The sequence below is a fragment of the Halococcus salsus genome (assembly GCF_009900715.1).
In the GTDB taxonomy this organism is placed as follows: domain Archaea; phylum Halobacteriota; class Halobacteria; order Halobacteriales; family Halococcaceae; genus Halococcus; species Halococcus salsus.
The window spans coordinates 1-19070 of record NZ_JAAAJC010000016.1 but is presented as its reverse complement, the minus strand read 5'-3'; the positions used below and the strand labels follow the sequence as shown (position 1 = coordinate 19070).

Genomic DNA, 19070 nt, shown 5'->3' with positions numbered 1-19070 from the left:
GTCGCCAGATAGTTGTTGGAACGAATGCCGTTCACCCTCTTCCATCTCGGCCCCGCATTGTTATTTGCAATCCTATTGTTTCGCTGGCTTGACTTTCCGGCGTTCCTCGCGGCGAATGTGATTGTCGACATTCGTGCGATATTGGTTTTCTTCGGGTATCTTAATGGACGGCTTCATGGCCCACTGCACACGTTCATGTTGGGGGCTCTGTTGGCACTCATACTCTCGGTGAGTGTGTATTTTGCAAAGCCTGTCCTCAACCGTACTCTTGGACCATTCCAACTCGAACAAGACAGAGCGTGGCAACCTATCGTGACCGCAGCTATTACTGGTGTCTTTCTTCATATCTGTCTTGATTCGATGTTGTACACCGATATTCAGCCCTTCTATCCAACCTCCTTCAATCCATTTTTCGGCTTGCTTTCGGTGTTCAACGTCTACACGCTGTGCGTAGTTGCGTTCGCCCTTAGCATGATTGCGTATGGTGGTAGACTCTTCCTCCTACGGATTCCATCAGATAACTAACCAGAAGCAGGGAAATCCGCAAACCATAGCAAACCATCAGTCCCATGAACACACGGAGTTGCACGAACCGAGAACACAGATCCCCTTTTACATGCAGAATCGGCAAAACCGTGTGCAAGTTCCCTCTCTTGAAGCCGAGCGATCACGCTGAGCCGACCTGCAAACGGCTCATCATTGGCTTCTTCATCTAGTATTGTGAGCAAATCACTCGCTTGGAGGCGCTTTTCAGCACCGTGTGTAAAATGAGCCGCGCAGATTCACACTAATGGCGAGTACGACTAGCGCACCGACCTCTACAACGAGACTGCCGAACGCTTCGGTGTCAGCACCAAAGACGGCGGTATCGACGCTGCTCGTGAGTTCTCCACCCAGATGCTACAAAAACCTTGAATGCACTGCTGAGCATCCTGACGTGACTGAATGTCTCATCGAACTTCTTTCTACAAGGAGCGTCATCGTCCAGCATCGCATTCTCACCGGCCTCAGAGCCGGGTAGGCCTGAGAATTGGCGCGTGCTACAATCGGTTACGACAAAAGTTGTTTCCGACCAAGCTGGTAGGCCGCTCGTCCAGGAAGAGCCACCACGACAGCAGTGAGATAATAGACAAGAGGGAGTGCAAGGAAACCCATTATGAGGTCCAGATCTCCAGAGTAGCCCGACGAGAACAACAGGAGGTCGATTCCCGCATTCACCAAGCGAGCTTCTTCAACCACAAGCAGGACTACTCCATCAACGATTCCCCCATTGAAGGAGAGTGGAACGTCTTTCAGCATCGAGGCAACGAAGAGCGCCATTTGGAACCCAAACAGTACGAGAACACTACGAGCGGTGAAAAGGCGTCGAGGAGCTTTTGAGAGCCAGTTCATGAAAGAGGTAACTCAAGCATAGCTTGAAAACCTTGTGGGGTCCTCACGGCCACTATCGGGGCCGGAGGGTTGGCAGGATACGATTGAACCACCTATAAACAGGAGAATAACTATCGGTCAATAATAACTTCCCCTGATGAGTGAACGAAGAGAGAATGACACGGCCCAACCATCCCGACGTGAAGTGTTTCGGGAGATCTCTACGACGTCATATCGAGATTGGCACCCTAAGAAGACCGTATGAGAAGCGTGGGATGAGTTGTAGTTAAAGATCGGTAGCTCTACTGACCGAAATCTAGTAATCTATTTTATCTCGACCGAAGACAATTAAGCAACGGCGCCATGTAACTGAGATGGTGGTTTGTAGCAATCCATCCTCCGAACCTCTGGATTTTTAACTCTTCTCCTACCTATATATCAGCATGGAGTGTATGTGTTGCAGAGCTATCCATCAACGGTTGCCTCGATCGAACCCTGGATGTATCGCTCGCGATTGTCGTCGATAGCCCTGACCGTTGTAGGGTGATGCCGGCTCGACGGGCGAGCTCGCGTTTGCTCGTTCCTTTGTCGAGTTCGTCGATGATGACGACCGCCGTATCATAGTCCTCGTTCGGGGTGAGATAGCCCTCTGAACCGACGTCGAACCCGAACGGTGGTCGACCGTGCCACTTCCCCTGAGCGCGGCTTGCCGCGATTCCCTCGCGAATGTTGTCGCGTTTGATCTCGGCCTCGAGCTCGGCGAACGTCGCGGCGACTGAGAGGAACGCGCGCGCGTAGTGGTCGGGGTTCTCCACATCGAGGTCGATTTCGAGAGACGCGACACCTCCGAAGCGATCACGCGCTCGACCTCGCCACTCTCGACGGCGTGAGCGTTTGGAGCGTAGTCGGGGGGTACGGTATTTTTTTAGACGTAGTTGGTGGATCCCCACTATGGTTGCCCTAAACCCAATCCTATCGCTACTGCTCGTGTTCGCTTTAGCGACGCTCATCACACGAATCGGGGCAGTCGCATTGGAAATGTCTGGTCTCTCGCCGGATGTCGCTCAATTCCAAGCCGCAACGGCGTTTACCGGAGCTGGGTATACGACTGATGAGGCTGAAGCAGCAACAGAAACACCCGGTAGACGGACCATCATTACGCAACTCTTCCGCCTTGGGAGTCTCGGTCTCGTCAGTGCGATCGCCTCGCTCGTCCTGTCGTTCACTCGGAGCGGCGGTGATGATTTCCTCAGTATTGTGTATATCGTCGCGGGATCTGTCATCCTATTCCTCGTTGCGAGGAGTTCGTGGCTCAATAGTGTCGTCACGCCACTTATCAAGCGGATACTCAACCGGAGGACTGACCTCGAAATCCGAGATTATGCAAAGGTTCTCGGACTTCGGGACAAGTATCGCATTGCAGAAATCGATGCTGACGAAGGGGATTGGATCACTGGAAGCCCACTGGCTGAATTAGATCTCCCTGACGAGGGAGTTCGCGTATTAGCTATCGAGAGGCAAGATGGGTCATATATCGGTGCTCCGGGGTCTGATAGCGAGATACAATCGGGTGATACGGCTGTGTTCTACGGACAGGAAAATAGACTACAAGAACTCGCAGACCGTGACCAAAGCGATACGCAAGCACATGAGGACGCCGTTGAAGAGCACAATGAATATATCAAAGAACAGGAGGAATCTACAGGATAGTAGTAGTAACTTTTTCTGTAACTAATACTTTCCCACTTACTAATACTCCTACGATGAGACGGGGGCGAGAGTGTTAGTCGAATCATCATCCTCTATCGTAGATTGATCCTGATTGATACTCAATTTCGGGTTCGAAAACACCTGTTTTCACCATTAACCAGACAAGCACCGTTCATTATATACTACAAGTCGGTGTCGTTAGGTGACCAGAATTCACCATCCAAATCGCCGCCCACCCCCGTGCTTCGACTGACAATCGGGATGAAGAACATCAAATATGTGCGATCTGTGAGAAGTATACCAACTGTGATTAAGACTACGAGACCGAATGGTACTGTGGCCCCGGGGAGAGCGGAGCATCAACCTCGCCACGAGAGTTCTTCATCCTTTGCACAGAGGCTTCAGTATCGGCTTCTATGACGTGATTGCATCGAGTAGCTCGAATCCATCAACAACCTCGATTTGGCCATTGTATCCGGCGTTGCCGACAGCATTGACAGCCCCTTTTCCAGCGTCGATATCGGTCGTGACGAGATAGATATAGCCTGCCTCGCCGGTTTCGAGGAGCTGTGCAGCGACACCAGCAAGAGCGGTGTCGGCTTTCTCGATAGTATCCTCGTTTCGATTCGAAGCTCGTGCAATGTAGCCACGAACATTGTCCATGACCGTAGCGACAGCAGGATTTGTATAGTCTAGTGGGTCTGCAATACGCACCCATCCAGCGTCGATGGCGGTGTCGATAGGCAATTCACTGGGCGTGCTTCGATCTGGAGCCCCGCTTAGTTCGTCATAGACGCGGTGAGGAATGACGAACGTCGCGTCATGGCGTTTTGCGAAGCGTGCAAGGGCAGTGAATTTGCTGTTTTCCTGGCGTCCAGCGGCGATGAACACGCCTGTATCAGCGATCCATAGTGGATTCTCAGAGAGCTCCGTAGCGAATTCCATTATTGGCGAAATTCCCCGTTCACTGGGCCTCGCCAAGAGGAGTATCTCGGCCGCTCCGAATACGCTCGAAATAGGGGTCGCTTTCACGCATATCGAGAACGACCTCCCGGAGAGCATGCAGAACGGCGACTCCAAAGGCATGCTGGAGACCGAGTTCGCGAGTTGCCACGCGCTCACTCATTTCGCCATCAGTGTAGGGAATCGCGTAGGTGAGTGCGGCGGCGAGCTTTCCTATCCCGTATTTTTCGACAAGAAGGCTGAGGTCTTGATCGCGGGGAACCCGTCCGATTGCATCAATGAGTGTCGGGGTGATCGTGTACTCGTCTTCATCGAGCACTGTGGTGAGCACGACAGGCCGGGCGGTGTAGGTGTGAGTTTTCTGGGTCTCGTCACGAGTGAGAACACCGAGGTCGACGAGCGATGCCGCATCGGCGTAGGCAGTGGTTCGTGGGGTGTCAAGATCAGCGGCGAGTTCATCGATGGTGACAGCTTCACCCTGAAGAATGTAGGTATAGATTCGCGCGAGACGTGGCTCATCGAGAAGATCCGCGACTGCGATGAAGCCGTCGACGGCTCGCTCGGGATCGCCTTTTGCTGTCGACATACAATACATGATTCGTGTATTGGGTAATAACTCTTTGGAGGCAACGAAATTCGAGGACGAAAAACCAGTTGGCCCTTTCAGAGGAATTGTTTGAAGCCAGTGGGCCTCAGAGCTCTCTTCGAGGATAAGACCCCTTAGATTCGCCTAATGGGGAAGAAATGCATTTCGCAGAGGGGTGTCACTCACTATGTGTGCGCCTGGCGACTATTGCTAGTGATATTGCTAACTGAATTCAGCGATCTATTCCTGTCACCATCTACAAATTGAAGCTTGCCATGAAGTAGTGTAGTATCCGTGAAACAAACAACCTATAATTACATCTACTTCTCAGTTAGTCATCAGCTGGTGAACCCTGGGTCTGGTCGACTCTCTGGGCGACCGTTGGAAGTGTCAGCGTGAGCAAAACGATAGCAACAGCAAGACCGAGTGCGGGCAGGAACGCGACCTGCAGCGAGCTCGCATCAGCAAGCACTCCGATTGCAACCGGGCCAATCGCGAACCCGCCGTAGCCGGCGGTCGAAACCGCCGCAACAGCTGACTCAGTCGGAGTTTCCGAGTCGTGATTGCCCGCCATACTCATTGCAACGGGCATCACTCCAGCAAGGCCCAACCCAAGGATTCCAAACCCGATTAACGAGACTGTAGTTTGTACTACGAGCGTCAGCGCGAGACCGATTGCTGCAACGCCCGCTGCAAGCCGAATGAAGCGCTTCGATCCAATACGGTGGACAATCCGGTCGGCCAAAAAGCGCCCAGCCATCATCGTCAATGAGAATACCCCAAAGCCGAGTGCCGCGATGCTAGCCTCGGCGCCCGCAGCGCTCTCTAAAAAGACTGTACTCCAGTCATTACCCACACCTTCGATGAATAGGGCACAGAACCCGATCGCGCAGAAGCCAGCAAGCTTTCGGGAGGGAAGCGCGAAATGCTGGCCGCCAGCAGCGCTCGGATCATTCTCGAGAAGCCATCGACTGACTACGAGGCCAATGACTAACGAAACGACACTGACAAGCGTGAAGTGCGCTTCTACCGAGAGCCCCAACGCAACAACCACCGAACCGACCACTGCACCGAGGACACCCCCACCGCTGAACACAGCGTGGAAACTCCCCATAATCTGGGTTGGATAGGCACGCTCGATCCTGACGCCCTGTGAGTTCGACGCGACGTCCATCAGCCCCTTCCCGAAGCCGAAGACTACTAGCGCACCGATCAATGCAGCCAAGCCACCTGTGAGGCCGACAATCGGTAGCGCGAGACAGTAGACGACCAATCCCGCACGCACTACTCGTCGTCCACCGAAACGTGAGACGAGGACGCCGCTTGTGACAAGCCCCACAATACTGCCAGCCGCGAGAGCCAAAAGCGCCACACTGACTGTTCCGGCTGACAAGCTAAGTGCGTCTCTGATCGCCGGGATACGCACCGCCCACGTCCCGAAGACCATCCCGACGATCGCAAACATAGTTGCGTCGGCAACTCGAGCACGACTAGCTTCACTTCTAGTCGCGCCAACTATTCGATTCCACACTGCCTGTGCACCACTTCTGGTGGGTAGCAATCCAGTCATCACTGCTGAGTTCGCACGAAAGCGACTTAAGACTTGTCAGAATAGTTAACTATAGCTGTTGTAAACACTGCGATTTCTATGATTGATTGGGTAATAGGTGGGGAGCGGTCTCAGTTACGATTGGTACCATCGACTTTGGCTTGGAGCTTTTCCAAAGTTAGCAACCAGAATACAATTGACGCCTCGCTCGGTGAATCTGGGAATAGTATCCTTTGATCTGATCAGTGGAAGTGGAGACAGTACATTCCGAAAGCGTGCTTTGTATTCTGATTACAGTATGTTGTTAAATTTTCAACTATACTACTAGAATAGATTCGATACTGAATATACTAAATTCGCTTGTTGTGTTCTTCGAAGGGTTCTGGACTGCCGCCAACAAAGGTTGGAACTTATTAGCCATCACCTGCGGGATCATCGATCTGTTCGATAATGAACCGTTTACCAGCGACGTCCTCAGTGTGGGCCCCCCGTCCGCCGACAGTATAGCTATCGTCATCAGTTTCAAACCGCAACCTCGCTTCGGCAGCCAATTCTAATAGCGAAGCAGGTGCTTCGTCAGTTCGGGAGCCCGTGTATTCAACATCAACAAACTGTCCTGAGAGATCAGACTCTCGACCGGTACGTACGAACTCACCCTCAATACGCCCGGTAATGATTGCATTGTTGTTGAGTAAGGGCTCTACTGCACGAATGCAGTCAGTAATCTCCACGTAGGAGTAAGGTAGTTGTTCGTTGTGTCCATCGTAAATCGTATCGTAGACTTCCCAGAGACGAGTTATATAGTACCAATGAAATACATACGCGGTTATATAATCATCAACGAGGACACCATACTCGTCAGATAGCTGATTATGTGTGGAGTAGCATGCCTGGTGACGATCCACTAGAAGGAGGAATGGTCCACGAAGGTCGCGTCGTCGGACTTCGGTACAGATGCCCTCGAATTCAGATTTATCAAGTGGGAGATTATTGTCTGGCGGCACGTGAAGCGAGAGCTGAATGTGCACGCCGCGCTCATGTGCGGCTTGGAGTTCCGTCTGGAGTTTTCTAAACTGGTCAGGTGTAGCTGCGAGTTGAATGTGGTCGTCAGCTGTTTTGATGACTTCCCGAGAGTGTTCGAATACAGTTCGAAACCGTCGAACGAGACTTACGTCTCCTTCATCTACTTCTGATTCTTGGTATCTCGCTTCGATTTCTCCAATCGCGGTTTCATACCGTTTGATAGCTCCTCGGAGTCCGGAAAGTGCTTCTGATGGGTCATTGGCTTGAGCGTAGAGGCGGTCCCGATTGTAGGTAGTCACGTACCCGTCATCTTCCAGCGCTCGGAGTACGTCGTAGATACGCGGCTGTGGAACGCCGCTTGTCGTTGCAATCTCGCTCGCGGATGCTGACCCAAGTTCAAGCAGGGTCTCGTATGCATCGGCTTGGTAAGGAGAGAGTCCAGCTTCCTCTAGAATTGCATGTAGTTCATCGGTATCCATGGTGTTTGAGGGTACGTTATCCATCAACTTAGGTTTCGGTCTCCTGAGGTACACTATATGCTCGATTGCCCTTAATGGGGCATTGTCTCGATTACGATGATGAGAGGTACACCTTGTTAGCCTATAGATCAATCGACAGGTAGCACAGGCATGACGGAATTTCCACTTGGAACCCTGGAGTGAGAATTAATCAGACGAGGGAAACACAACGCGCTCGAACTCGTCGCCACCGCACTGGTGACACTGCCCACCGGCTGCTGAACCATTCGGGATCAGCTTGTTGTTGATGTTTGGTGACCCCACATACACCTCGCCGCATTGAACACAGTGTATAAGCGAGGTCTTGTCTCCAACTGGCATTGCCTTGTTGTTTGTCGTCACGCAAACTCAACTTACTGATCTAGATAGGACGCGGTGAATTTGTCGAGAAGCGAAAAATTGGTAAGTTGCAACGAGATTTCATCTAATGTGGGGTGCATAGCGGTTAGCGTGAAAGAGTAGATACGTTGGAATACACTTACACCGTACTAAAGTGTACGCTTAATTCAATTGCCCAACACGACTGTCGCGAACTCAAGCTCGTCGCGAGTGGGAACGCCAGCATGTCGACCTGAGCGACGACTGTAAGCCATACTGTTAGTGAATTTCCGTTCTGTGGCTCTTCATAGCGGTTTCTTCCAAGAAAGGTATGCCACACTCCGGGCACCGAACTAACAAATCATCAATATTCTGGGTGGGTTCGGCTCCCATGCCTTTTTCCATATGCTAATACTTCACACGGTCCAGGGTACTAATACTCTTCACTTGTTCAATTCTTCGCCGGGTTATTCATGTACAATTTTAATTGTAGCATTTAATTTGTCTATTCAGGGAAATACACCGACACGAGGTTGCGACATAAACACAAAAACCTAACAATCTGGCCTGCCATACTCGCTCAAGTGCTATCAAGTGGCAGATCTCTCTCCTTTTCTCTTATCTCAAGAATCAAGGCGCGACTCCGAGATTTGAGTACCATCTGATTTCACCCATGGAGTTTAACCGACAGTAACCCACTATTCTGTGTATGCCATCGATCGAGCTGACTGAGAGCCAAAAGACGATCCTCCAAGAACTCGTCGACCTCTACCGGGAGAGCGAGAACGCTGTCAAAGGTGAGGCCATCGCCGAGCAGATCGACCGGAACGCAGGCACGATCCGGAACCAGATGCAGAGCCTGAAAGCTCTCCAGTTAGTGGAGGGGGTTCCAGGGCCGAAGGGTGGCTACAAGCCCACGGCTGAGGCCTACAACACGCTCGATATCGAGGAAATGGACGAGCCTGTGTCCATCCCACTCAGCCACAATGGTAAACCCATCGACGAGCAGGTTATCCAAGAGATCAACTTGATGAGCGTCCATCATCCTGAGAGGTGCCGCGCCGAGCTTCGAATGCAGGGGTCGGTACGGGACTTCTACGAAGGTGACTCGATCACCGTCGGTCCGACGCCAAAATCGAATCTCGTGATTACTGGGACGATTGATGGGGTTGTTGACTCCGACAACAAGCTCATCATCAAAACTGAAACGATGGAAGCACCAGTCAATTAGGACCCTAAATACCGGTTCCCCTACTTTCTTCAAGCTCTTCCATTGACCAGTAAGAGTAGTTACCATGGTACGAGGCCAATGAGCCAGATGACAGCGCTAACGGCACTCGACCCGTTACTCTGCAGTGGTCCGACAAACCCCGGTAGTGAATGAAGAATTGGTTTCGCATGGATAATAAATAATATAAAGCCACGTTTCAGCTAAGTCACTTCCTCGTTAGTAGTCTACTCGCTAAACGAGATAACTCCAATAGTACCAAGCTATATTGTCGAATACGTATGGGTCGTCAAGTACCCATTAAAACTATGAACAGAGTGAGTCCACACAGCTTGCTACGTTAGCGTCCGACACGTCGTAACCCCCAAGTCTCACAGCTATTGCTCTACAATAGCGCCCGATTCACTGGTGGTCCTGCAGCCGTTCACGACTACGCTGATGGCCTGATAGAGAGCGTCCGGTAGAGGCTCGATCTATCGTCAGTCTTCGCGGAAAACCGTCGAACTAAATTACGATAGAAACCCAATCCGTAGTGAATCAACGGCAGCAAGACTACTGCCACCGGATGAGTGCTGCGCTCAGCTGAGAATGAGGCGAACGATGGCGCAAGTTCCCGTAAACATGATAGACTCAACCCGACACATAGACTACCGCCGAATTCAGAGGTCGACTAAAGATAGTGCACACTACTAACCAATCGGACACTCGTCTGCCAGCCACGAACTAGCGACCGATCATCGGAGAAGGACTCGCAATCTGGATAGCGATATTGCTCGGATTCGCGTTTCTCCCATCAGATCATCCTCTCGCTATTGGTGTCGCATTGACCATCGTCCTTGGAGGGCCACTACTTCCTATTGCTCTCTTAGCGGACTTCCGGCAGAGCAAGACGATGAGCAACTGCCCACCCACTCTCAACGAGTATCTACGAAACATCCTGACCGATATACTGAGCACCCTTACGAATCAAACAGCACTCGGGTCCGAGCGCGCGACACTGTTTGATTGTGAGCCGAAAACGCCTGTATCGTGTAGCTGCAGGGGGTAGAACTTCGGCAACGTATTGGCAGGCAAGTCGAAGTGGATTCCTCCCTATCAGTAGTTGGTAGCGCGAAGTTTTATTCAGTTTTAGCGTCGCAACTATGTGTGGAGCGTACTCGTTACACGTTTCACACTGAATAAAGAAATCGTATTACCAACAACTGCTATTGAGAACAATTTCTACGAAATGACGAAGCAGATAGGGAGAGTCGGTACGAACGTGTTAAAACGAACACATATATTGGTGTCTTGTAAGTTATCAGCCCTACCTCGTGCATGAACAAGGGTGTGAGCGAGAGCACTATTCATTCTATGGAGAGCATGGCTTTCGTCAATCTCTGCCGAGGGCGGGGAGATAGCAGCGCTGGGTGTAACGGAACTAAGAATTTCGAACTCATGGATTCCTGTTAGTCGTCAGTCGCCCGCTGCTGTTCGATTCGTTGTTCGATCGTACCGACGACTGCCGAGATGACATTGATCGGGTAGATAGAGGCCCAGGTAAGGTCCGTGATTTCCTCGCCTGCTGGTGGATGATGGAAGTGGAGGCGTGCGTTATGTGCATTCGAATGACGGTCCCATCGACACTCCCAGGGATCCGTATCGCTGATTTCGACGTAGTGTAGTAAGAAGTTTCCACTCGTAGACCAACAGCATCAAGCTGAGCGATCTCAACTGTTGATGCATACAGATATTCGTTATACAATGCAGGGAGGGCACAGGGATCGTATCCACCCAAGCCGAGGTCGGGAGTACGCTATGAGTGCCTCATTGGTGAAAATTTACTGGAGAAGAATGGACTAGTTCAGAATAAGAATATATTTTCCCGTATATGTCGATATTAGTCACTATTGATTTCCCGATAGAGAGACCAAACAAGAGTTCCAAACTAAAAGACACATTGAACACAGGAAAAGTGGAGAACAAACGGACCCGACCATATTTGAATTGAATAGAGTGAGACTTTATTATTGACGTCAATCTCGATGACGTTGCTGATATAGGGTCCTTCACATACTCTATCTGTAGTCGCGTGAGTGAAGTGTGGTGTAGCTCGCGCTCAGATGAACGACGTTATTGAGGAGAGCGCTATGGCAACGCTGATCAGATACGCCAGTCCGCCCGCGACGTTCCGCCACCGGTTGTTCACGAACTCACCCAAGAGCCCCTCATCGTTAGCGAAGTAGAGGAGCAACGCACCGTAGTACGGGAGCACGATGATGGCAAACGCCTGAGCGATGATGATAGTATCTATTGCGGACCCGCCAAACAACTGCGGGATCACGGCGGCGGCCCACGCGATGACGATCACGCCGCCAGAGGCCAACTTCACAACCCTGTCATCCATGTCGGAGACTTGGGCGACCCCATCCGCGAAGTACGTTCCGCCCCGCATGGCGTTCACGACGATGGACGAGAACGCCGCAGCCAGCAAAGCGACTCCGAACAGGAGTTTCGCGTTCTCTCCGGCGATCGGCTCCAGCTGGAGCGCTATATCGGCCGCCGTTGCCGGGACTATACCGGCGGGATTCAGGACTGCAGCGGACGTTATGAGGACGCTTGAAAGTATCACACCCATGATGAGCATCGCCGCGACCGAGTCGAACACCGCTTGCCCCAACTCGGATCTCCCGTAGCCTTTCTCCTTGGTGAGGTAGGTCTGATAGACCATGCTTGACATACTGAACGACGTCGACAACAACGTCATACCGAGAAACAAGGCACGCTGGTTCTCGAAGGACGGAACGAGGCCTGTGGTGGCTTGCGTCGGGGAGAAGCCCGCCAAGTAGAGTGTTCCGACGAACCCGATGATCATCACCCCAATCAGTATCAGTATCACCCGTTCGAGTTTGTCGTAGAGTCCCTGTCTACTGATGAGGAAGAGCGCGGCCGCGGCTGCTACTGTGCCCCAGAGCACGATGTCACCGCCGAATATTGCCCTCATTCCCAGTGCGACGCCCACGATATTACCGGTTTCATATCCGATCGTTGTCATTACGCCCATGATAGCTCCGACGACGGCAGCGGGACGTCCAAATCGTTCCTCCACTAGCCCCCAGAATGACTTATCCGAGAGGATCCCCACTCTGGCGGACATATCCAGGAATATCATCGAGAACAGGACCGCCCCCACGAGCACCCAGAGAAGCCCGTATCCGAACTGCGCACCGGTCACGCTGGAAACGACGAGCGCCCCGGGACCGATAGTCAATGCTCCGAGGATGAACGCTGGGCCTATTCTCTTGATCGCTTCGCTTACCTCCGGGAGGCTGATTTCCGTTATGGTCGTTGGTTCTGATGACATCGTCTCACTGTCCCCGATGAGTTGTCGTCTGTGTCGCTCGGTCCTGCCTTCGTCTTCGTCGTCCGCGGATGTCGCCCGCTCGTTCGTTATCCGTTGTCAATGTTATCGTGCTCCGTGTGCTCCACCGGCCGATCCAACAGTATTCACTATCCCGATCGGTGGCTTGTCTTGTCACGGTCACCGATATCATTGACGTATAATAAAGTTATTGGTCTTTGCTGTGTTTCTAGTAGTCCGTGGTGCTACTCGTCATAACGAGAAGCACGTGCGGAGGCCTCCGGAATCAGTCCGACCGTGTCTTCGAGGAACCAATACATACTTTAGAGTGGGTTTTCACGTAGCAGTGTGCAAATCGCTCTGCTCGGCGGTAGCGGTGACATAGGAGAGGGTATCGGACTCCGGATCGCACGTGACACCAGTCACGATGTCGTCATCGGCTCCCGTCGGCGGGAGAAGGCCGAGGATGCTGCGGCCAGCTACAGGAACACCCTCGCTCCGAACGCTGACGACTCACGCATTGTCGGAGCGAGCAACGAGACGGCAGCCAGTGAGGGAGATTTCGTCATCGTCTGTGTTCCACCCAGGTACGTGCTAGACACCGTTCAAGCGGTCCGGTCCGATCTCAAAGACGACACAGTTGTGGTCAGTCCTTGTGTGAGGATGTCGCGTAACGAGACTGGTTTTCATTACCAGTCCTCGGAAGTCGGTAGCGTTGCCGAGGAGATCTCGGACGTTCTCCCGGACCAGGTTCCTGTAGTGGGTGCCTTCCAGAACCTAGCGGCAGGAGCCCTCACCGATCTTGATCGCGATCTTGACCTCGACGTGGTCGTAACTGGGGACGACGACGAGTCAAAGCAGAAAGTGACAGCCCTATTGGAGGGGATTGAAGGACTCGGAACGTGTGACGCTGGTGCGCTTGCGAACAGTAGGGAGGTAGAGAGTCTGACGCCGCTCCTGATCAACCTATCGATGAACAACAGTGACCTGCACGACTTGGGTGTGAAGTTCAGATAGCGGGACGGACCAACGACAACTCGGACCTCTTTTCGGGTACAATGACTACCGAAGGGGTACCACATGCGAGACTCGCTATAGCGTCAGTTCGAGTTCGAATTCATCGGTTATCTCTCTGAGTTTACGTGGGAGGTCGTCGTGAAAGCTCTCCTCGGTCATCGAACCAGTTGGGCCGGAGATTCCGAACGATCCGATTAACTCATTGGCTGGCCCCTGAGCGGAGACAGCGATAGCCCTGATCCCGTCGACGTTCTCGTTGTCGTTCACGGCGTACCCGCGCTCGCGAACGCGCTCTAGGTCATTGAGGAAGACTTCGATATCGGTTATTGTGTTCGTTGTCTTCCGATGCATCCCCTTCTCTTCTAATATTTCTCTGACCCTCGACTCAGGATAGTGCGCCAGGATCGCCTTTCCGGCCGCGAGCGTGTGGAGCGGTGACTGCTGGCCGGGAGAGTTGTGTGTCCACGCATTATGTTCCCCTGGATACATATACAAAAAGACGCCAAGGCCATGTTCTTCCACGAGGAAAATGGCACGATAGCCGGTTTCGTCACAGAGCTTCCTCGTATACTTATCAGCAAGCCTTCGTGCCTCCGTACGTTGTTGTGTATATTTCCCGACCTTGAGGAATTGAAGGCTCAACTGATACTCGTCCCCCTGTTTGACCACGTAGCCATTGTTTCTCAGCGTCGTGAGATGAGCGTGCACACTACTCGCAGCCACGCTGTATCTCTCGGCGATCTCGGTGACCCGAGCGCCGTTCATCTCCTCCAGATACGATATGATGTCGATAGTTCGCTCAACCGTTTGTAGTGTTCGCGTGTCTTCGCCCATAGTAGCTATTCAAAGAGTAGGTATATAAAATTCCCCTCTGCTGAAAGGGGTGGGTCATCTGACCGGACGACGAGAGTGAGCCCGCCGTCATTGAACACGATTTTCGGTTTTGAGCGCTCTCGTAACAACGGTAGTGGTGTTACGATGTTGAGTCGGAAAAATACAGAAAACTAGTGACTGCAGCGGTAGAGGCGCTACACACCCTCTGACTCGTATAGGGTTCGATACCGATCCTACTTTAGTATTATAATGTTCGTCAGATGAGAATGACGATTGATAGCTCACAACCCAACGTCGTTTCTACGGCCTTGACCGAAAATGTCTCCTCACTCATAGGGGAGAATTTAAGATGAATGAGTCTATACGTAGAGTCACGGATTGCGATACAGCAAAGTGTATGCCTGCGTCGCATCCTGCGATCGGTGCCGAGAACCCATCGGTCGATGAAACGACCCTCGATGGGGCGGCAAGCGAAACCACGGCAACTCACAAATGATGGTAAACAACGAGATGGACGGGGTGTTCGTCCCCCACGTCACACCGCTGACCGAAGACGAAGAGATCGATGAAGATAGCCTGCGCAATCTGGTCAGTTCGTTGAGCGCAACGGAGGACATCGGCGGGCTGATAGCGTGCACGCGCGTCGGTGAGGGACCGGTGCTCAGTTTCGAAGAGAAGAAGCGTGTTTTCGAGATAGCTTCGGAAGAGGTCGACGAGTCCGTTCCGCTGGTCGGTACTGTCGCCCCACAGTCGACAAAGGACGCTATCTCGAAGATCAATGAAGCAGCGACCACTGGTATCGATGCAGTGATGATCATCCCACCGCTACTATTCGCATGGGGTGAACCATCACCGGAGATGCGGTACAACTTCTTTGAGCAACTTGATGGGCGGACTGATATACCGCTCGTGCTGTTTCAGGTACCCATCGAATCGTACTGGTATCAGCCGGACACTCTCGCCCGAATATCACAGCTCGACTCGGTGATCGCAATCAAGGAAGCGAGCTTCAACGTGAAGCTGTTTACCGACGTGGTCCACACGCTGAAAAGCAGTGGCGGCGATATCAGTATCCTCTCCGGAAACGATCGATTCCTCGCTCAGTCGTTCATGCTCGGCATCGACGGGGCGCTGGTTGGTGTTGCTAACATATTCCCGGAGGAGTGGGTTGAAATGTATGAACTGACACGCGAGAACCGATACAACGATGCGCTCGAAAAACAAGAAGAACTGCTCGAACTGAAGGAACTTCTCTTCCGGCGACCGATAGTGCAAGCCACCTCTCGCATCAAGTATGGGTTGAAAGAGCAGGGCATCATCGACAACGCAACGGTTCGTCGACCGCAACCCACCATCACCGACCAAGAAAAGGAAGAGCTCCGTGAGGAGCTTGATAAGTGGCAGAAAGGGGGCTAGGAGGGTGGAATTTGGCATTCGACCGATTGAGGGAGGGAACAACTTCGATCGGACTCTGGATCAGGTCGTGCAGGCTGAAGAAGACGGCTTCGATTCAGTGTGGTTTGCGGAACACTACACGCCGGACGATCAGTGGTGGTCCGCATCGATGCTTAATCTCGCGGCCGTCGCATCTCGAACATCGACAATAAAACTAGGGAGCAACATCATTATCGCTCCCTTCTACAACCCGGCGTGGCTCGCGAATGCGTGCTCGATGCTGGACGTGATCAGCGACGGCCGATTCATCTGTGGGCTGGGACTCGGGTACGACCCGATTGAGTTCGACGCTATGGGCGTCTCGAAAGACGACCGGATCGGGCGAACCATCGAGAACATCATTCTACTGAAAAAGCTGTGGAGCGGTGAACCAACAACTTTCGATGGCAAACATTTCTCTATGGAGGACTACAGTATTGCTCCGACACCAATCCAAGAGCCACGACCGGATATCTGGCTCGGTGTCTGGGGCGAGTATCTCCTCTCACAGGCCGCGAAACGGGCCGATGCCTGGATACCAGGTGCAGTAGCGAACAAGACGGCCCTTGAAGAGAAGAACGCGGTGTACGAGGACAACCTCTCGGAACCCGCGGCTACTAGGCCTCTCCTCAGGGATATCATCGTCGAAGATACTCGAGAGGAAGCACTGCGAACAGCGAAAGAACACTTGCACGACAAGTACAGTGTCTATGAAGGCCGTGGGCACCAGTTCTTCACCAATTACAACATCGACAAATTTGAAGAGTATGCGGAGGATCGAGTTATCTTCGGTACACCGCAGCAGTGCATCGATGAAATAAACGAGTACCGTGAACTGATCGGTGTCGACCATCTGCTTCTCCGATTCAACTACAAGGGAATGGAGTACGAGGAGATGGTCGACAGAATGGACCGAATCGGCGAGGAGGTCCTCCCATCGTTCAAGTAACGGCGCGGTAGGAACGATGTATTTCCGATGGAAGGCAGCTAAACACCTCTATCAAACAATCTGAGACTTCGACTAGAGCTAGCTTGATGAAGGCGCTGTTCATCAGTGTACCTACGACTTCTTACTGCAAGTCTCGCAGAGATGCCTGTCGCTGAAGTTCGTATCACAGAACTCTTTGCTCGGTATCCGACTTCAGGTTAAGCAACTGGGCAAGTGATCTAACAATTTTTTAGAAATCGAGCTCGAGTATGCGGTTGGTCACAAGTAGCAGACATATGACTGTGAGAAACACGAGAAACGTCCCGAAAGCGACTCCCCAACCAGCAGTATCCGCGATCGTTCCCACCACGACGCTCCCGGTTGCACTCATCATCATGTAGGTTGTTCGCACGAGCCCGAATCCAGCACCCCGTTCAGCACTTGAAAGATTGTCCACGAAGCGTGGCAAGAGCGCTGCACCCCAGCCCATTGAGACACCGACGAGAATAATCCCGAAGAGAAGTACTGCCAATTGTGATCCGATGAGGAGCAGGCTGAACCCGCCGATCCCGAAGATTGCACATAGGCCTCCAATCTCCTCGCGACCGTACCGATCCGATAGCGACCCAATCCCGGGTTGTGTGAGCCCCTGTATGACGAAATATGCCGAAAATAGCGTACTAGCGAAGGTCACTGAGTAACCGTGATACGCGATAAGAAACGTCGGGAGGAACGACGCCGTCGCCTGCCAAATAAACTCAAACAGAAATGCCAGGAGAGCAGTGAACGCGATCTTTCGCCGGGAGAGCAATTCGATAACCGGTCTCAGTGCGAATCGGTCGCCCATCGGCTCTGTAGGACGTGCGGGTTCGGTTGGCCGCACTTTCCATTGAAAGAGAACGAATACTGGGAAGGCAGCCATAGCCCCGAGGGCGATCGCTACTCGCCAGCCAAACCACTGACTCACAGCCGCCGCTGCAATGGGGGCTACCAATCCAGCCAGTGGAGCCCCGGAATTATGGAGACCGATCGCAGTGCCGATATTATTCAATTTCCGGGTGAGAAACGTTGTCGCAACGCTATAGTGCAGCCCTGCAACACCGCCCAAAAGGAGTGTAAGGGCGAGGAAGACGGGCATCGATGGCGAGAGTGCGAGTAGGGCACTAACGACCGTTGTGAGTCCAACTGCAGCGAGGATAACACGTCGCTCACCGTATCGGTCGGCGAGAACACCGCTTGGAAACTGCACGAACGCGTACGCCATCCAGAGACCAGTCAGAGCGAGTCCGAGGATACTGCTCGAGGAATCGAACGTGTCAACGATTTCCGGCACCACTGGACTGATGACCAATCGAGCGACCATCGTCGCGAAAAACGCCAGCGTACAGAGTACGACGAGAGTTACCCGATAGTCCCATATTCGCTTCACTACCTGTGCTATCTCTTTGAGAGGGGAAAGCGTGCTGACTTACTTTGGATCTAAAGGAACAGCTCTATTTAGCGTACTCGGCTCTGGTGAACCGCTAGACGGCGGCAGGATGAACCGTGAGAGGAAGGGAGCTGAAGCGGGAAACCATGAGATGCTATGTCCAAAGTTTCCCGCTTCACGACTCGCGCAGTTACGTTAGCCAAAAACGCTGTCGGTGGACGAGACGAATCCGCCGCCCCCGCTGGAGGCGGCGGATTCGCCGACCATGCCCTCGTTTCGCTCCACTGTCTCCGGGTTTACCTCGAGAAATCCTATCGCGCCGCGCTCGATCTCCTGAGCGAGATGCCGCAAATACTCCGGAAGATCGGCCTTGAGGCGGCCGATCTCCCTCATCACTCGACGTTAGTCAAAGCGTTCGACAGGTTCACCGTGGCGATCTGGCGAGTGCTGTTGCGCCTCTCGGCGCAACTGCACGAGCCTTCGGGTCACGCCGCGATCGACTCGACGTTTTTCGACCGCGAGAACGCGAGTCGCCACTACTGCCGTCGCACGGATTATCGCGTACAGACGCTCAAAGCCACCGCGCTCGTCGACACGGACTCTCTGGCGGTGCTGGACGTTCACTGTACCATGTCAAGACGCCATGACACCCAGATCGGCGAGCAGGTCGCCCTGCGGAACGCGGGCGACCTGCTCAGCCTCGCCGCCGACAAAGGCTACGACTGGATGGCCTTACGGGAGGAACTCCGCGAAGAGGGCGTAAGACCGCTGATCAAACATCGGATCTTCCGGCCCGTCGACCACGCGCACAACGCGCGGGTC

General features: G+C 52.8%; 16 protein-coding genes and 1 pseudogene. 7 read left to right on the top strand and 10 right to left on the bottom strand.

All coding sequences use genetic code 11. From position 1 onward, the window contains the following. Positions 1–24 precede the first annotated feature (24 nt). Positions 25–525: a hypothetical protein gene (locus GT355_RS16990; protein ID WP_160135725.1), complete on the top strand. Its 501-nt coding sequence runs from the start codon at positions 25–27 to the stop codon at positions 523–525. A gap of 525 nt (positions 526–1050) precedes the next feature. Here the strand turns inward: GT355_RS16990 and GT355_RS16985 are convergent. Further along, entirely contained in the window at positions 1051–1392 is a 342-nt protein-coding gene (locus tag GT355_RS16985) for a hypothetical protein (RefSeq protein WP_160135724.1), read from the bottom strand. 410 nt (positions 1393–1802) lie between these two features. Further along, on the bottom strand, positions 1803–2381 hold the full coding sequence (locus GT355_RS16980; RefSeq protein WP_240145877.1) for a serine integrase family protein: 579 nt from the start codon (positions 2379–2381) through the stop codon (positions 1803–1805). 28 nt (positions 2382–2409) lie between these two features. On the opposite strand from GT355_RS16980, the gene GT355_RS16975 reads away from it, so the two are divergent. Further along, positions 2410–3081: a TrkA C-terminal domain-containing protein gene (locus GT355_RS16975; RefSeq protein ID WP_240145876.1), complete on the top strand. Its 672-nt coding sequence runs from the start codon at positions 2410–2412 to the stop codon at positions 3079–3081. 414 nt (positions 3082–3495) lie between these two features. Here GT355_RS16975 and GT355_RS16970 read toward each other — a convergent pair whose 3' ends face one another. The 4 genes from GT355_RS16970 to GT355_RS16955 all read right to left on the bottom strand — a co-directional run bounded on the left by GT355_RS16970 (position 3496) and on the right by GT355_RS16955 (position 7705). Next, the gene (locus GT355_RS16970) at positions 3496–4026 is read right to left on the bottom strand and encodes a PIN domain-containing protein (protein ID WP_160135722.1); all 531 of its coding nucleotides are present in this window, start codon (positions 4024–4026) and stop codon (positions 3496–3498) included. A gap of 19 nt (positions 4027–4045) precedes the next feature. Next, entirely contained in the window at positions 4046–4630 is a 585-nt protein-coding gene (locus GT355_RS16965; RefSeq protein ID WP_160135721.1) for a winged helix-turn-helix domain-containing protein, read from the bottom strand. A 331-nt stretch (positions 4631–4961) separates the two neighbouring features. Next, positions 4962–6095: an MFS transporter gene (locus GT355_RS16960; protein WP_240145875.1), complete on the bottom strand. Its 1134-nt coding sequence runs from the start codon at positions 6093–6095 to the stop codon at positions 4962–4964. A 497-nt stretch (positions 6096–6592) separates the two neighbouring features. After that, positions 6593–7705 carry a TrmB family transcriptional regulator gene (locus tag GT355_RS16955; protein WP_240145874.1) on the bottom strand — a complete coding sequence of 371 codons (1113 nt, stop codon included), beginning with the start codon at positions 7703–7705 and terminating at the stop codon, positions 6593–6595. Positions 7706–8747: 1042 nt separating this feature from the next. Here GT355_RS16955 and GT355_RS16950 point away from each other — a divergent pair. Next, entirely contained in the window at positions 8748–9269 is a 522-nt protein-coding gene (locus GT355_RS16950) for an HTH domain-containing protein (RefSeq protein WP_160135719.1), read from the top strand. Between the two features lie 1445 nt (positions 9270–10714). Here the strand turns inward: GT355_RS16950 and GT355_RS18760 are convergent. Further along, positions 10715–10930, bottom strand: a pseudogene (locus GT355_RS18760) (hypothetical protein); the annotation flags it as partial. Between the two features lie 434 nt (positions 10931–11364). After that, on the bottom strand, positions 11365–12609 hold the full coding sequence (locus tag GT355_RS16945; RefSeq protein ID WP_160135718.1) for an Nramp family divalent metal transporter: 1245 nt from the start codon (positions 12607–12609) through the stop codon (positions 11365–11367). A gap of 345 nt (positions 12610–12954) precedes the next feature. Between GT355_RS16945 and npdG the strand changes: the two genes are divergently transcribed. Then, positions 12955–13623: an NADPH-dependent F420 reductase gene (gene npdG / locus GT355_RS16940; protein WP_160135717.1), complete on the top strand. Its 669-nt coding sequence runs from the start codon at positions 12955–12957 to the stop codon at positions 13621–13623. 75 nt (positions 13624–13698) lie between these two features. Here npdG and GT355_RS16935 read toward each other — a convergent pair whose 3' ends face one another. Then, positions 13699–14457 (bottom strand): IclR family transcriptional regulator, encoded by a 759-nt coding sequence (locus tag GT355_RS16935; RefSeq protein WP_160135716.1) that lies wholly within the window; start codon positions 14455–14457, stop codon positions 13699–13701. A gap of 495 nt (positions 14458–14952) precedes the next feature. Here GT355_RS16935 and GT355_RS16930 point away from each other — a divergent pair, with 495 nt between their 5' ends. Continuing rightward, positions 14953–15873 carry a dihydrodipicolinate synthase family protein gene (locus GT355_RS16930; RefSeq protein WP_160135715.1) on the top strand — a complete coding sequence of 307 codons (921 nt, stop codon included), beginning with the start codon at positions 14953–14955 and terminating at the stop codon, positions 15871–15873. Further along, entirely contained in the window at positions 15839–16840 is a 1002-nt protein-coding gene (locus GT355_RS16925) for an LLM class flavin-dependent oxidoreductase (protein WP_160135714.1), read from the top strand. The genes GT355_RS16930 and GT355_RS16925 overlap by 35 nt, the downstream gene beginning before the upstream one ends. A 229-nt stretch (positions 16841–17069) precedes the next feature. Here the strand turns inward: GT355_RS16925 and GT355_RS16920 are convergent, their stop codons facing one another. Continuing rightward, positions 17070–18248, bottom strand: coding sequence for an MFS transporter (locus GT355_RS16920; RefSeq protein WP_240145873.1), 1179 nt, complete (start codon positions 18246–18248; stop codon positions 17070–17072). Between the two features lie 156 nt (positions 18249–18404). On the opposite strand from GT355_RS16920, the gene GT355_RS16915 reads away from it, so the two are divergent. Next, on the top strand, positions 18405–19070 hold a 666-nt coding region (locus GT355_RS16915), incomplete at its 3' end, for an IS5 family transposase (RefSeq protein WP_160135713.1).